The following is a 15,598-nucleotide window of genomic DNA, read 5'->3' on the forward strand; positions in this document are numbered from 1 at the left end:
GACCGCTATTCTAAACTGCCCGCCTGACGCCGCCCTGCTTGTTGTGGATACACCACGTGGATAGTCCGCGCAGTGTAGCACTGCGTTTTGCACGCGTCTGCGGGGTCGGCCGTCCGGCCGGCGCCGCCATCACGCGGATTGCGAAGTGCATTCGAGCCGCGCGCAGGCGGGATGGATGCGCAAAAAAAAACGGAGCCCATACGGGCTCCGCTTTGCGGGCACTGCGGTGCAAACGACGCGATGGTTAAAGCGCCGAAGTCCACATCACTCTCCCGACGACTCCTGCGCCTGCGCGACACCGCGCTTGATCCACGCGCCGAGGTTGTGCGGACGAACCGTGTCCCACTCCTCGAACGGTTGATGAATCCACGGATTGGTGGGCAGATACTGCACGTGGTAATCGGGCTTCACCTTCGAGCAGCCCTTGTACCAGAGCACCGCCGAACGCACCGCGGTAATCGCCGGATAGCGTTCCTTCAGATGCTGCTGAACCCGCGCCAGCGTGACGCCCGAATCGACCAGGTCGTCGACCAGCAGCACGTTGCCGTGCAGCTCGCCGCGCGTCATCGTGATGTATTGCGCGATGTCGAGTTCGCCCTGCTCCGTGCCGGCCGCTTCGCGATACGAGCTGGTGGCGAGAATCGCCAGCGGCAGGTCGTAGATGCGCGAGAGCTGGTCGCCCACGCGCAGGCCGCCGCGCGCGAGGCACAGGATCTGATCGAACTTCCAGCCCGATTCGTGCACGTCGAGCGCCAGCAATTCGATCAGCCGGTGATACTCGTCCCAGCCGACCCACAGGTTCTTGTCGTCATTGCGCGGATCTTTCATCGCGATCATGGGTACACCTTGAACCATGGCTTAAACCTTGAACGGATGACGCAGCAGAATGGTCTCGTCGCGATCCGGACCGGTCGACACCATGTCGATCGGAATGCCCGCGACTTCCTGCACACGCGACAGATACGCGCGCGCATTGGCCGGCAGCTTGTCCCATTCCTTGATGCCGACGGTGCTTTCCTTCCAGCCCGCGAAGGTTTCGTACACCGGCACGCAACGCGCGACTTCCGACGAGCCACGCGGCAGCAGATCGACATTCTTGCCGTCGACCGTGTAGCCGACGCATAGCTTCACTTCGTCGAGGCCGTCGAGCACGTCGAGCTTGGTCATGCACAGACCCGACACGCCGTTGATCTGGATCGAGCGGCGCAGCGCGGCGACGTCGAGCCAGCCGGTGCGGCGCGGACGGCCAGTGACCGAGCCGAATTCCTTACCGACGGTGGCCAGTTCCAGGCCGATCGCTTCCTGACGCGCGGCGTTGTCCGCATCGTACAGTTCGCTCGGGAACGGGCCCGAACCGACGCGCGTGCAGTACGCCTTGGTGATGCCGAGAATGTAGTTCAGCTTTTGCGGACCGACGCCCGCGCCCGCCGTCGCCGCACCTGCCACGCAGTTGCTCGACGTGACGAACGGATAGGTGCCGTGGTCGATGTCGAGCAGCGTGCCTTGCGCGCCTTCGAACAGCAGATTGCTGCCGGCGGCATTCGCGTCGTACAGACGGCGCGAAACATCCGTGACCATCGGCTTCAGACGGTCGGCGTAGCTCAGCATCGTGTCGAGCGTTTGCTGGAAGTCGACAGCGGCGACACCCAGGTATTGCGTGAGCACGAAGTTGTGATAGTCGAGGTTTTCGCGCAGGCGTTCGGCGAACGTCGCCGGCTCGAACAGGTCCTGCACGCGCAAGCCGCGGCGTGCCACCTTGTCTTCGTAGGCCGGGCCGATGCCGCGCCCGGTCGTGCCGATCTTGCCCGCGCCACGGCGCGCTTCGCGGCCCTGGTCGATGGCGATGTGATACGGCAGGATCAGCGTGGTGGCTTCGGAAATGAACAGGCGGTTCTGGACATCGACGCCGGCGGCTTCGAGTTCGCCGATTTCCTTGAACAGCGCTTCCGGCGACAACACGACGCCATTGCCGATGTAGCACGCGACGCCGGGATGCATGATGCCCGACGGAATCAGACGCAAGATGGTTTTCTTGCCGCCGATGATGAGCGTGTGACCGGCATTGTGACCGCCCTGGAAGCGAACGACGCCTTGGGCGTGGTCCGTCAGCCAGTCGACGATCTTGCCCTTGCCCTCATCACCCCACTGGGTTCCCACGACGACGACGTTACGCCCGGGGTTCACATTCACTGCGCTGGCAGACATGTTGTTTCGTAAGCTGGTTAAAAACGTATTCTACCTATGTTCGCGGAACCTTCCGAATTTTTCCGTTTCCGCTCAACGGTATGCACGTTATGTTGGGTATAGGAAAGACGGCGCGGCGACTCACCGCGCCTGGTTCAGCGGCACTTTCGCCGCCGTCTGGCAGGTGTCGGGAATAACCCCTCAAGGATCAGCCGGAACGCGCTCAGGCGCGCGGTTCGACGACCCATGCACCGTTGCGCTCGACCAACACGCGGTCGAACGCGAATTCATCCAGATCGTGCTCGTGGCCAGGCAGCGCCTGGATCACCACTTCACCGGCATCGCGCAACGCGGCGACGCTCACGCGCAACGCGTCGTCGTGCTGCCACGGGGCGAGAATCGCGCTGCTGCGCGCTTCGACCGGCGAGATGCGCGCGACTTCACGCAGATCGAGCGAAAAACCGGTTGCCGCGCGAGCCCGGCCATAAGCCTGGCCGACGTGGTCGTAACGACCGCCGCGCGCCACCGCGTTCGGCACGCCGTCGACGTACGCGGAGAACATCACGCCGCTGTGGTACGCATAGCCTCGCAAGTCGGCGAGGTCGATCATCACTTCGGCGCCGTCCACCTGACTCGCGAGGAACGCGAGGTCGTCGAGCGCGCGGGCGATCGCCGGTGCGTTGGGCAGGCGCGCCCGGGCTTCGTCGAGGATCGAGGCGTCGCCGTACAGCGTGGGCAGCGCGCGCAGCGCGTCGCGGATCACCGGCGTGAGCCCCTCCGTCAGTCCGACGAGGCGCGGCACGTCCTTGCCCGCCAGCGCGTCGTAGAGCGACTGGCCGAGGTCGGCCGCAGCCGGCTCAGCTTCGATCAAGGCCGCGAGCACGCCCGCATGACACAGATCGAGGCGCACTTTGGCGAGCCCGGCCAGACGCAGCGCGTCGAGCATCAGTTGCTGGATCTCCAGATCCGCTTCGAGGCCGGCGTGACCGTAGATTTCCGCGCCGATCTGGATCTGCTCGCGCGTCGCGTGCAGGCCGCGCGGCCGCGTATGGGCGACGTTGCCCGCGTAGCAAAGACGCGTAACGCCCTGGCGGTTCAGCAGATGCGCATCGATACGCGCAACTTGCGGCGTAATGTCGGCGCGCAGGCCGAGCGTGCGGCCGGACAATTGATCGACGAGCTTGAAGGTGCGCAGATTCAGATCATGGCCGCCACTGGTGAGCAGCGACTCGAGGTATTCGAGCAGCGGCGGCATCACCATCTCGTAGCCGTACGAGCGGAAACGGTCCAGCAAATGGCGCCGCAACTCTTCGATCTTGCGGGCTTCCGACGGCAGCACGTCGGCAATATTCTCGGGAAGTAACCAGGTCGACATCGATACAGTCCTACGACGTTGAACACGGCGGCTGAAGCGCCGGTAAGTGAGTGTGTGAATGGCGGGCGGCGGCTTGATTCTGGCGACTGTCGCGGACATCGGCGCGGTCCGCCGACAGCGCTTCAAGCGGATATCACCGTGTGCTACAGCGCCCAGCGCACCCAAACCGGGCGTTGGCCCTGCGAGCAATCGGGCAGCACACGTGCCGCCCACTCGCCGACGCGGCCCGTCAGGTCACGATGAACAGCAGGATTAGCCCGAGCAGCATCACGATCAGACCGCCCACGCGAATCTGGTGCGCAGGCCGTTCCGCTATTTTACGGAACGTGTCGCGCCAGGCGGCCGGAAAAACGAAGGGGAACATCCCCTCGATAATCAGCATCAACGCGATCGCGAGCAGTAACGAGCCGGCTATATCCATGCGAATTCAACGGGCCGCGATGCGAATGCCGCGGCCTTCCGGTTATCAGTGTTTGCGCGAGACCGCGGGAGCGTCCGGCGTAACGCCACCGGTCGGACTACGCATGAAGCGGAAGAACTCGTTGTTCGGATCGACCACGATCAGGTCGCCCGGCTTGAAGGTCTTCTTGTATGCCTGCATGCTCAGATAAAACTGATAGAACTGCGGATCCTTGCCGAACGCTTCGGCGGCGATTTCCGCTGCCTTCGCATCGCCTTCGCCGCGGATGGTCTGCGCCTGGCTATAACCATCGGCGAGCACCGCCTGCTGTTGCGCGAGTGCGTCCGCCTTGATCTGGTTGGCCTCGGCCGCGCCCTTCGCGCGTTCGTCGGCGGCGATCTGCTCGCGGGCGGCGATCATCCGCTTGAAGACCGAATCGGTCATACCCGCCGGGAAATCGACACGCGTCAGTTGCACGTCGACCACCGACACGCCCAGCGAGGTCGCGCCCTTGTCCATCGCGCCGCGTGCTTCGTCGGCCACGCTTTGCTGTTTGGAGAGCGCATCGGTCAGCGTGAACTTGCCGAACGCATCGCCGAGCGCAGTGCGCGACAGCAACGCGAGCCGGTCCGGCAGGCTTTGCACGTCACCCTTCGTTTCGGCGAGCAGCTTGAGCGGATCGGTCACGCGGAACCTGATGACCGGATTGACCAGCAGATCGGTCTTATCCGACGTGGCAAAGCGGTCTTCGTCAGGCGTGTCGAGCGACTGGATGCGGTTGTCGACCAGCGTAACCGTTTGCAGCGGCGGCGGTAATTTGACGTGCAGACCCGGGCCGAGCAACGTGGACGGCGTATCGCCACGCGACGACAACACGGCCATGTGCCGCTGATCGACGACGAACACCATCGACGAAGCCGCAAACAGCACGATGACGACAGCCACGACGAGCGCAATGATCTTGTTCATGTTGTGCGCTCCTTATTGAACGTCGTCTTCGCGCATGCGATTGCGGAAGGCTTCGCGTGAACGCATCGAGGCGCCGCTGGCTCCCGGCTGGCTGGCGGGCACATCGCTCGCGGCGGGTGCGGTTGCCGCTCCCGCGACAGGGGCGGAAGCGCCCGACGGCGCCGCGGCACTCGCCGCTTGCGGCGCACCTGCGGCCGCAGCGCCCGGCGTGGCCGCAGCGGCGTCGGCGACGCGCTGCCGGCCCTGCTCGGCCAGCTTGTCGAGCGGCAGATACAACACGTTGTTGCCGTTCTTGCTGTCCACAAACACCTTGGTCGTAGTCGAGTAGATCTGCTGCATGGTTTCCATGTACATGCGCGTGCGGACCACGGCGGGCGCTTTCGAGTACTGCGCGAATACCTGCTTGAAGCGGTCGGCTTCGCCTTGTGCCTGCGCCACCGTCTTCTCGCTGTAGGTCTTCGCTTCTTCGATCTGGCGCGCCACATCGGCTTGCGCACGCGGCAACAGATCCGCCGCATAAGCCTGCGCATCGCGCTTCGCGCGCTCGTTTTCCTGACGCACCTTGGCGGCGTCGTCGAACGCGGCCTGCACCTGCTCGGGCATCTGCACGCTCTGGATCGTCACACCCGTCACGGCGAGGCCGGATTCGTATTGATCGAGGGATTGCTGGATCGCCGCCACCAGTTGCTGGCGCATTGTTTCGCGATCCTGATCGAGGACTTCGTTCGTGCTGCGCGCACCGACGATGCCGCGCACCGCCGACTGAGCAGCACGCGTGACGCTCTGATCAGGGTCTCCACTGCGGAACAGATAGTCGGTGGGCTTGCGCACCTGGTATTGCACCGCGAACCGAACGTCGACGATATCGCCGTCGTGCGTGAGCATCGACGCGTCCTTCACGTTCGCCGGGCGTACCACGTTGTTGCGGCCGATCTCGACCTGGCGGACCTGGCCGATATTGACGAACTCATGTGCTTCGAACGGATACGGCAGACGCCAATGCACGCCTTGCCCGGCGGTGTAGCGATACTTACCGAACTGCATGACGACCGCGGCCTGGCCATCCTGAACGACGAACACGCCGCTGCCGAGATAGATCGCGATCAGCACGCCGATCACGATGCCCACGCCGATGCGCGCGCCACGTCCGTTGTCCGGACGGCCGCCGCCCGCACCACCGCCCTTGCGTCCGAAGATCCGGCTCAAGCGGCGGTTGAAATCACGCCACATCTCGTCGAGATCGGGCGGACCTTCGCCGTCCTTCGGCGGACGCTTGGGATCGTTGGGCCGTTGCCGGTCGCCATTGCCGTCTCCCCGGCCCCAGCGCGGATCGTTCAGTGAAAGCAAGGCTCGCATGCGCAGCCAGATACTCCGCTCGTTGTAATCGTTCACCTGTGTTCGTTCACCAGAGTAGACAGCGGGTCAGTGCAATTGGAATGGGTCAGTGCCCGAGTTCTGGAACCTTGCGGTCGTCGTCGCGCGGTGCTGCCGACCGGCCTTCTTCCGACCGATCGATCAACGTATCGGCAAGCGGTTCAGCAGTAGCGATTTCAGCGATGGCAGCACGCAACGTATCCAGCCCTTGCCCGGTGCGCGCGCTCAAAAAGACGCGCGAAATATTACCATACTCATCCCGCTCGACCGCGTCGCCACGGGCCGCCAGCTCCGGCACCGCGTCGATCTTGTTGAACACCAGCAGCTGGCGGATCGTGTCCGCGCCGATCGCGTGCAATACCTCGTTCACCTGATCGATCTGGTCGAGGCGCACCGCGCTCGACGCATCGACCACATGCAGAAGCAGGTCGGCATGAATGGTTTCTTCGAGCGTCGCGCGAAACGCCGCGACCAGCTGGTGCGGCAATTCCCGAATGAAGCCGACCGTGTCGGACACCACCACCTGCCCCGCTTCGTCGCCGAGATAGACGCGCCGTGAGGTCGTGTCGAGCGTCGCGAACAGCTGGTCGGCGGCATACGCCTGAGCTTTCGTGAGCGCGTTAAAGAGCGTGGACTTGCCCGCGTTCGTATAGCCGACCAGCGATACCGACATCGTCTGGTTGCGGCTGCGCGCGCGGCGCTGCGTGCCGTGCTGACGGCGCAGTTTTTCGAGCCGCGTCTTGAGCGCCTTGATGCGCTCGCCGATCAGACGGCGGTCGGTTTCGAGCTGCGTTTCGCCGGGACCGCGCAAACCGATACCGCCTTTCTGGCGTTCGAGGTGGGTCCATGCGCGAATCAGCCGGGTCGACAGATATTGCAGCTGCGCGAGCTCGACCTGCAGCTTGCCTTCGTGACTGCGGGCGCGTTGCGCAAAAATATCGAGGATGAGACTCGTGCGATCGACCACGCGCCGATTAAGCGCTTGCTCCAGATTGCGCTGCTGCGCAGGCGCCAGAGCGTGATTGAAGATCACCAGTTCGATGTCGTTCGCCTCACAGGCAAGCCGCAATTCTTCGGCCTTGCCGCTGCCGACGAACATCTTCGCGTCGGGACTGGAGCGGCGTCCGGTGAGGGTGACTAAGGGATTCGCGCCCGCGCTTTGCGCGAGCAGGCTGAGTTCTTCGAGACTGGCTTCGAAATCGATCTTACCGAAGTCGATGCCGACAAGCGCTGCATTGATCAAATTGGAGGGTATCAAAATGAGGCGGCCGGGAGTAATCGCCAACGGGCGACGCTACGCCGGCCGCGACGGGGGTTAGGACTGTTCGGAATCCGGGTGGAAATTCACCGGGCGGGCTGGCACGACCGTCGAGATTGCGTGCTTGTAGACCATCTGGGTGACCGTATTCCGGAGCAACACGACGTACTGGTCGAACGATTCGATGTTCCCTTGAAGCTTGATGCCGTTGACCAGGTAGATCGACACCGGCACATGCTCTTTACGCAGTGCGTTCAAAAACGGGTCTTGTAACAATTGCCCTTTGTTGCTCATAGCAAACTCCGTATTTTTTTGCAGGTTGACTGAATTGACGGTGAGGAAAAAGAGATCAGCCGTCAACCGCTACACTATAGCCGATTTTCGTTTTTGCGCGAGAGCCGGGGTCCTGCGCCCAAACCCAACACGCACGCGGGTTTCAGCCTTTGTCCGCGTAAGGGTTCGTCGATGATCTGAACTCTATTCGCAATGGAGTCCCAGTCAACTTGAAAGTTTCCCTGAAGCGGTTTTCGAGGTAACGTTTATACGTTTCGGTGATCGCATCGAGTGCGTTGCCGTGAATCACGATGATCGGCGGATTCTGTCCGCCCTGGTGCGCGTAACGCAGTTTCGGCCGCACCGGACCACGACGACGCGGCTGCTGGAATTCGACCGCATCGATCAGCGCGCGCGTGAGCTTCGGCGTCGGCAGCTTGGCCATTGCCGCAGTGTATGCATCGTCGACCGAACGCATCAGCGGACCAATACCGGTTTTCTCCGCCGCGGAAATGAAATGGAATTTCGCGAAGTCGAGAAATTTTAGTTTGCGTTCGAGGTCCGCTTTGGTGCGCTCGCGCACATGCGGATCGAGACCGTCCCATTTGTTCACGCCCACCACCAGCGCGCGGCCCTGCTCCACGACGAAGCCGGCAATGTGCGCGTCCTGTTCGGAAATGTCCTGGCGCGCGTCAAGCAGCAGGATCACGACGTTCGCGTCCGAGATCGATTGCAGCGTCTTCACCACCGAGAACTTTTCGATCGCTTCGAACACCTTGCCGCGGCGGCGCAAGCCGGCCGTGTCGATCAGCGTGTACGGCTTGCCCTGGCGCTCGAAGTCGACGTAGATCGAATCGCGCGTGGTGCCCGGCATGTCGAACGCGATCACGCGCTCTTCGCCGACCAGCGCATTGATCAGCGTCGACTTACCGACGTTCGGACGGCCGACGATCGCGATCTTCACGCCGCGCGCCGCTTTCTCGTCGTCGCTTTCTTCCGGCTGGCCGGCGTACGCGACGCCGAGCGCCTCGTTGATCATTTCCGTGACGCCGTCGCCGTGCGCGGCCGAAATGGCGCGCGGGTCGCCGAGACCGAGTTCGTAGAAGTCGGCGGCGACAGTCGTGTACTTCATCCCCTCGGCCTTGTTGACGACGAGGAAGATCGGCCTGCCGACCTTGCGCAGATAGTCGGCAATCGACTTGTCCTGCGGCGCGAGACCGTTGCGGCCGTCGACGATGAACACGACGATGTCGGATTCCTCGACCGCCTGGCGGGTTTGACGCGCCATCTCGTGCAGGATGCCGTCTTTCGCGACCGGCTCGAAGCCGCCGGTATCGACGACCAGATACGGCCGCTCGCCGGTGCGCCCCTCGCCGTAATGGCGATCGCGGGTGAGACCGGGCAGGTCGGCAACCAGCGCGTCACGCGAGCGCGTGAGGCGGTTGAACAGCGTGGATTTCCCCACATTGGGGCGCCCGACGAGGGCAATAACGGGTTTCATCAGATGTTGTTCACGGTGAAACGCGGGATCGAAATCGACCGCTCGCGTAGCGACGCCATGCGACCGCCACACGGCAGCGTTTGACGAAAATTATCACGAATTCGACCAGCCTCGGATGTGCGGGCAATATGCACACCCGGGCGGACGGGGATTTGGCTGTATGGGCAGCGCCAACGGGCCGCCAGATTCAGTCTTTCTTGCTCGACGGCCCGCACGCCCGTTCGCGGGCGATGGATCTGCGAGGCCGCCGACAGGTGGTGCCGCAAGCAGCCACCAAGGGACACGAGGCTCACACGTGCCCTGTCCGATCCGACTTGCCGGACCAGCCACTCCGGCAAAATTCTTCTACTTGCTTTGCGATACGACAACAATCAAAACCCGCTCGACAGAAACGCGCGCGGCCGGCGAAGCCGGCCTGCGCGCTCGAACGCAAGCCTCGCGCGATCAGCGCGGGCGAAAGCCGTACAGGCCGCCGTCGCGCGTCTGCACGACCAGCGTCTCACCGGCCAGCACCGGTGCCGCGGTAATCGCGCTGCCGTCGGTCTTCACGCGGGCGACGAGCGTGCCGTCGGCAGCCGACAGGAAGTGCACGTAGCCTTGATAGTCGCCAAACACCGCAGCGCGGCCCAGCAGGAACGGCACGCTCAGATCGCGGTTCTTCAACTGGTCATTCTTCCACAGCACCGCGCCGGTGTTGACGTCGAACGCCGACGCCACCGACCAGTCGTCCGCCGCCACCACGGTGCGGTCATCCTGCGCGAGGCCGCTCGTGCTCGAGAACGCCTTTTCCCACACCACGCGGCCTGAGTTCGCGTCGAAACAGCCAATCTGGCCCTGGAACGTCACCGCGCAGGTTTGCGAGCCGACCAGCGTGGGCGGCCCGGTCACGTCGTTGATACGCTCCACTTCCGTCACGCCCTTCGGATACGACACCGGGGTCTGCCAGTAAGCGTCGCCGGTCTGCAGGTTGATCGCGGCGAACGAGCCGCCCGGGAAACCGGCCAGCACGGCCGCGTCGCCCGCGAAGGTCATGCCCGCCGACACCCGCAGATTGAGCGGCACTGCGCGGTTGCGGTAGTTCCACTTCTGCTCGCCGGTTTGCGCATTGAAAGCGACGAGCTGCCCGTCGACCGTGCGCACCACCACGAGACCGTTGCCGACCAGCGGCGGCGAAATGATTTCACCCGGCGCCTTCGCGGTCCACAACTGTTTGCCGTCCGCGCCGAGCACGTAGACGTCGCCCTTCAGACCGCCTACTGCCGTGAGCGTGCCGTCGCTGCCGACACCCGCCGACAGATCGTCACGCAGCTTGACGCGCCAGATGTCCTTGCCGGTTTGCGCGTCGATCTTCGCAACCGAGCCGTTCGCGCCTGCGGCGAACACCGCGTTGCCGACAGCGACCGGTGCGAACAGGTAACGGCCCGCCTTGCCTACGCTCGCCGTCCAGGCCTGCTGCACGTCGAGCACGGGTTTGAACTCGGTGAGCGGCGTCGGCACGCGGCGCTCGTCTTTCGTGGATGAGCAAGCCGCCATCGTGAGGACGGTCATCGCACAGATAACGGGCACGGCGTAACGTTTCAGCAGATTCATCGGTGGACGAAGCATTCAGGAAATTAATTAAAGGAGACCGGTTGGTCGTTCGTGCGGCGCACTATGTGCGGCGATCAGCCGCCCAGCGCGTCCAGCTTGAACTGAATCAACTGGCGTGCCGAGCTGTCGTTTTTCGACAGCGAGTCGAGCGCGAGTTTGTAGGCCGTGCGCGCATCGTCGCGCTTGCCCTGGGCGGCGAGCAGATCGCCGCGGCGGTTCGCCACGACGCCCTTGAACGCGTCGGATTGCGGTTCGGCGAGCAACGCGAGGCCCTGGTCGTAAGCCTTCTCGTCGAGCAGCAGTGACGCCATGCGCAGCCTGGCGATCTGCTTGAACTCGTCGTCCTTCGCGTGATCGATGGTCCATTGCAACTGGGCCTTCGCACCGGCTTCGTCGCCTGCCGCGTAGAGCGCCTTGGCTGCGCCCAGCGCGCTCATCTGTGCATACGCGGTGCGACTGAACTTGTCTTCCATGTCGGTGGCGGCGCGCGTGATCCGGGCCTTGTCACCCGATGCCACGGCTTGCTGCACCTGGTCATACAGCACCGCGGCTTCTGCCGCCTGGCGCCGTTGCCAGAAATTCCAGCCGTTCCATCCGGCTGCTGCAACCAATGCCACCAGCACGATCCACGTGGTTGCATTGCCCCACTGCGTCCACCATGCCTTCAGACTTTCAATCGATTCTTGTTCGTCGTGGTAACTCATTGCCCGGCGATTTCCTCTTTCTTGATACGTGTGCGTGTCGAGCCAATCGGCCCGGCGACATCGCGATCAGTCGTCGCCGTCTTCGGCGGTTGCAACCATCGCATTGATTAGAAATTCGGTCAAGTCTTCGGCGGGCACGTTATGTTGCTCGTTTTTACCGCCGTTAGCATTTGTATCGCGCAGCGGTTTGACACCGACCATGCCGTTGGCGATTTCGTCTTCGCCGAGCACCACCGCGAATGCCGCACCGCTCGCGTCGGCGCGCTTCATCTGCGATTTGAAGCTGGCCGTCTGACCGTCGGCGCTGCAATGCAGGATCACATCGAGCCCCGTATCGCGCAGACGTTCCGCGATGATGAAGGCCTGCTCGCGCGCGGCGTCGCCCTGATGGACCACGTACACGTCGCAGCCTTCAGCCTCGGGCACGAGATCCTCTTCCTTCAGCAATTCGAGAATCCGCTCGACGCCCATCGCCCAGCCGCACGCTGCCGTCGGCTTGCCGCCGAGCTGCTCGATCAGCGGATCGTAGCGGCCGCCCGCCGCGACCGTGCCTTGCGCGCCGAGCTTGTCGGTCACCCACTCGAACACGGTCAGATTGTAGTAATCGAGACCGCGCACGAGACGGGGGTTGATCGTGAACGGGACGTTGTTCGCTTTCAGGATGCGCTGCAAACCCTCGAAGTGCGCACGCGACTCGTCACCGAGAAAATCGATCAGCTTCGGCGCGTTCTGCGCGACTTCCTGCATGGCCGGATTTTTTGTGTCCAGCACGCGCAGCGGGTTCGTGTAGAGACGGCGCTTCGCTTCTTCGTCGAGCACGTCGACGTGCTTTTCGAGGTACGCAATCAGTTCGACGCGGTGCGCCGCGCGTTCTTCCGCCAGACCCAGCGAATTGATTTCGAGCTTGATACCCATCAGGCCAAGGTCGTCCCACAGCCGCTGACACATCATGATGATTTCAGCGTCGGCGTCCGGACCCGCGAAGCCCAGTGCTTCCACACCGACCTGATGGAACTGACGATAGCGGCCGCGCTGCGGACGCTCGTGACGGAACATCGGACCGACGTACCACAGCCGCTTCGGACCGTCGTACAGCATGTTGTGTTCAATAGCCGCACGCACCACCGCCGCCGTGTTCTCGGGACGCATGGTCAGATTTTCACCATTCAACGCGTCGGTGAAGCTGTACATCTCCTTCTCGACGATGTCGGTCACTTCGCCGATACCGCGCTTGAACAGCTGCGTATGCTCGACGATCGGCGTACGAATATTCTGGTATCCGTACGAACGCAGCATCGACTTGACGGTGGTTTCGAAAAATTCCCACAGCCCGGCTTCCTGCGGAAGGATGTCGTTCATGCCCTTCACGCCGGAGAGCTTTTCGAGCTTTTTCTTCTGTTCAGTCATCTGTGTTCGATAGCCGATGTTTAGTTGAGTGCTTCAGCGCGGCCGTAGCGGCGCTCGACGTAGTCACTCACGATTTGCTGGAATTCTTGCGCGATGTTCTCGCCGCGCAGCGTCTTGACCTTCTCGCCGTCGATGAACACCGGCGCGGCCGGGTTTTCGCCCGAACCCGGCAGGCTGATGCCGATATTGGCCTGCTTCGATTCGCCCGGACCGTTGACGATGCAGCCCATCACCGCAACGTGCATCTTTTCGACGCCAGGATACTGATCGCGCCACACCGGCATCTGCGTGCGCAGATAGGTCTGGATTTGCGACGCCAGTTCCTGGAACAGCGTGCTGGTGGTACGACCGCAACCCGGGCACGCGATCACCATCGGCGTGAACGAACGCAGCCCCATGGTCTGCAGAATTTCCTGGCCGACGATCACCTCGCCGGTGCGCGATGCGCCCGGCTCCGGCGTGAGCGAGATACGGATCGTGTCGCCGATGCCCTGTTGCAACAGCACGGACAACGCCGCGGTCGACGCAACGATGCCCTTCGAACCCATGCCTGCCTCGGTCAAGCCGAGATGCAGCGCGAATTCGCAACGGCGCGCGAGTTCGCGGTACACGGCGATCAGGTCCTGCACGCCGCTGACCTTGCACGACAGGATGATCTTGTCGCGCCCGAGGCCGAGTTCCACCGCGCGTTCGGCCGAGCCGATCGCCGACTGGATCAGCGCTTCGTACATCACGCTTTGCGCTTCCCACGGCGTGGCGCGCGACGCGTTCTCGTCCATCATCTTCGCGAGCAGGTCCTGATCGAGACTGCCCCAGTTGACGCCGATGCGCACCGGCTTGTCGTACTTCACCGCGGCTTCGATCATCTGCGCGAACTGCGTGTCGCGTTTCGCGCCGTGGCCGACGTTGCCCGGATTGATCCGGTACTTGGACAGCGACTCCGCGCACGCGGGGTAATCGCGCAACAGCAGATGGCCGTTGTAGTGGAAGTCGCCGACCAGCGGCACCGACACGCCCATGCGGTCAAGCTGCTCACGCACGGCCGGCACGGCCGCGGCCGCTTCCGGCGTGTTCACCGTGATGCGCACCAGTTCCGAACCGGCTTGCGCCAATTCCTTGATCTGGATCGCGGTGCCGATCGCGTCCGCCGTGTCCGTGTTGGTCATCGACTGCACGCGCACGGGCGCGTCGCCGCCGATGGTGACGAGCTGGCCGCCCCAACGCACGTCGACTGCGTGCGACTTGCGCCGCGCAGCCTGGCCGCCGAACACCGGTTCGTTAGAAACGATCTTGCTACTGGATCGGGATTGAGCTTCGGATTGCATCGAAAAACCCATTTACGCCGCATGCGCTACACAAAAACGTAGCGCCTGAATTGAAAAAGCGCCGCGGACTGGTTGGCCGCGGCGCATACCGTACCTGTCAAGGCAGCGCGAAACGCGCCACATTCCCTTTGGCCGCCGAATATTTCGCCGGATCGACCGGTTCGCCGTCGAGCGTCAGCGACTCGAGACCGGCCTTGTTGCCGAGCGTGATTTTGAACGGCGCCTCGCCTGTCACTTCCTTCGTATCGCCTGCGTGCACGAGGCCGGAAAACACTTCCTTGCCATCTTTGCCGCGCACGCTGAACCAGCTGTCCTGCGTCACCCGCAGCGCGACGATCGCTTCGCCTGCAGCAGGCGCCACCGTTGCCGCCGAAGCCCCGGCCACGACGGCAGCCGGCGCGCTCGCGCCAGGTGCCGCGGCCTGAGCCTGCGAGCCGACCTTCGGCGCCGCCGTCATTGCAGTAACCGCAGGTGCCGATGACGGCGCCGCACCGGTAGCCAGCGGCGCGGGCATCGGCGTGGCCGACGCTGCGTTTTCTGCTGCGGCCGGCGCTTCCGGCGCCGACGCTTCTTCTTCCGCAGTCGCGCCCGCCGACGGCCCCTGCGCCACCGCGCCCGATGCGCCGGTCGCGGTGCCCGTGGCGCCATTCGCGCTTGCTTTCAGACGCGCAAGCCACGCAGTCGAATCGCCGCCATTGGTATGCCACATAGCGAGCGCAATCACCGCCACGACAACCGCCGCCACGCCCCACAGCCACGAACGGCTTTTCTGCCCGCCGCCGCCGAGCGACAGCGACACCCGGCCACGCGGCAAATCCTTACCCGACGACGCCGGCATCGACAGATCCGGTGCCGGCACACCCGTTTCGCGGCGCAATGCCTGCGTGAACGGCGCCGGATCGGCGCCGAGCATCTTCGCGTAGCTACGCACCACGCCGAGCGCGAAAGTCGTATCCGGCAACTGGCTGATGTCGCCCGACTCGAGCGCACGCAACTTGTTGACCGACACCTTGAGGCGGGCCGATACGTCTTCGATCGACCAGCCCTTCGATTCACGCAACTGGGACAAGCGCGCGCCAGCCGCCGCCAACGAATCCAGGTTCGACTGCACAACAGGCTGCACTACCGCCCGTGCAACCGGCGCCGGATGGCCTTCGTTCGTGTCTGTGTCGTGCGGCTGCGGGTGCTGCGGCTCACTCATCCCAAATCCTTTCGCGTCGATTCTTTTTTCACTCGTG

At 63.6% G+C, this 15,598-nt stretch carries 14 protein-coding genes; all 14 read right to left on the reverse strand.

Going from position 1 to position 15,598, the window contains the following annotated elements; translation table 11 throughout:
- Positions 1-264: 264 nt before the first annotated feature.
- The 14 genes from PQQ53_RS11635 to PQQ53_RS11700 all read right to left on the reverse strand — a co-directional run bounded on the left by PQQ53_RS11635 (position 265) and on the right by PQQ53_RS11700 (position 15,561).
- Positions 265-855: a phosphoribosyltransferase gene (locus PQQ53_RS11635; protein ID WP_168669864.1), complete on the reverse strand. Its 591-nt coding sequence runs from the start codon at positions 853-855 to the stop codon at positions 265-267.
- Between the two features lie 3 nt (positions 856-858).
- Positions 859-2,205: an adenylosuccinate synthase gene (locus PQQ53_RS11640; protein WP_121317409.1), complete on the reverse strand. Its 1,347-nt coding sequence runs from the start codon at positions 2,203-2,205 to the stop codon at positions 859-861.
- A gap of 202 nt (positions 2,206-2,407) precedes the next feature.
- Positions 2,408-3,559 (reverse strand): ATP phosphoribosyltransferase regulatory subunit, encoded by a 1,152-nt coding sequence (locus tag PQQ53_RS11645; RefSeq protein ID WP_408324163.1) that lies wholly within the window; start codon positions 3,557-3,559, stop codon positions 2,408-2,410.
- Positions 3,560-3,788: 229 nt separating this feature from the next.
- Positions 3,789-3,980 (reverse strand): DUF2065 domain-containing protein, encoded by a 192-nt coding sequence (locus PQQ53_RS11650; protein ID WP_121317405.1) that lies wholly within the window; start codon positions 3,978-3,980, stop codon positions 3,789-3,791.
- 45 nt (positions 3,981-4,025) lie between these two features.
- Positions 4,026-4,928, reverse strand: a complete 903-nt coding sequence (gene hflC, locus PQQ53_RS11655; protein WP_408324164.1) for a protease modulator HflC — start codon at positions 4,926-4,928, stop codon at positions 4,026-4,028.
- A 12-nt stretch (positions 4,929-4,940) separates the two neighbouring features.
- Positions 4,941-6,320, reverse strand: coding sequence for an FtsH protease activity modulator HflK (gene hflK / locus PQQ53_RS11660; protein ID WP_408324166.1), 1,380 nt, complete (start codon positions 6,318-6,320; stop codon positions 4,941-4,943).
- A gap of 49 nt (positions 6,321-6,369) precedes the next feature.
- Complete coding sequence (gene hflX / locus PQQ53_RS11665) at positions 6,370-7,545, reverse strand: GTPase HflX (RefSeq protein ID WP_408324168.1); 1,176 nt, start codon at positions 7,543-7,545, stop codon at positions 6,370-6,372.
- 72 nt (positions 7,546-7,617) lie between these two features.
- Entirely contained in the window at positions 7,618-7,854 is a 237-nt protein-coding gene (hfq, locus tag PQQ53_RS11670) for an RNA chaperone Hfq (RefSeq protein ID WP_006051315.1), read from the reverse strand.
- A 142-nt stretch (positions 7,855-7,996) separates the two neighbouring features.
- Entirely contained in the window at positions 7,997-9,334 is a 1,338-nt protein-coding gene (gene der / locus PQQ53_RS11675) for a ribosome biogenesis GTPase Der (RefSeq protein ID WP_408157068.1), read from the reverse strand.
- Between the two features lie 444 nt (positions 9,335-9,778).
- On the reverse strand, positions 9,779-10,924 hold the full coding sequence (gene bamB, locus PQQ53_RS11680) for an outer membrane protein assembly factor BamB (protein WP_408144081.1): 1,146 nt from the start codon (positions 10,922-10,924) through the stop codon (positions 9,779-9,781).
- Between the two features lie 74 nt (positions 10,925-10,998).
- Positions 10,999-11,628 carry a YfgM family protein gene (locus tag PQQ53_RS11685; protein WP_408144079.1) on the reverse strand — a complete coding sequence of 210 codons (630 nt, stop codon included), beginning with the start codon at positions 11,626-11,628 and terminating at the stop codon, positions 10,999-11,001.
- A gap of 66 nt (positions 11,629-11,694) precedes the next feature.
- Positions 11,695-13,035: a histidine--tRNA ligase gene (hisS, locus tag PQQ53_RS11690; RefSeq protein ID WP_408324170.1), complete on the reverse strand. Its 1,341-nt coding sequence runs from the start codon at positions 13,033-13,035 to the stop codon at positions 11,695-11,697.
- A 20-nt stretch (positions 13,036-13,055) separates the two neighbouring features.
- Positions 13,056-14,372 carry a flavodoxin-dependent (E)-4-hydroxy-3-methylbut-2-enyl-diphosphate synthase gene (gene ispG / locus PQQ53_RS11695; RefSeq protein ID WP_042322815.1) on the reverse strand — a complete coding sequence of 439 codons (1,317 nt, stop codon included), beginning with the start codon at positions 14,370-14,372 and terminating at the stop codon, positions 13,056-13,058.
- An 85-nt stretch (positions 14,373-14,457) separates the two neighbouring features.
- Complete coding sequence (locus tag PQQ53_RS11700; protein WP_408144073.1) at positions 14,458-15,561, reverse strand: RodZ domain-containing protein; 1,104 nt, start codon at positions 15,559-15,561, stop codon at positions 14,458-14,460.
- Positions 15,562-15,598 lie beyond the last annotated feature (37 nt).

This window comes from Paraburkholderia strydomiana (assembly GCF_046030495.1).
GTDB lineage: Bacteria > Pseudomonadota > Gammaproteobacteria > Burkholderiales > Burkholderiaceae > Paraburkholderia > Paraburkholderia strydomiana_A.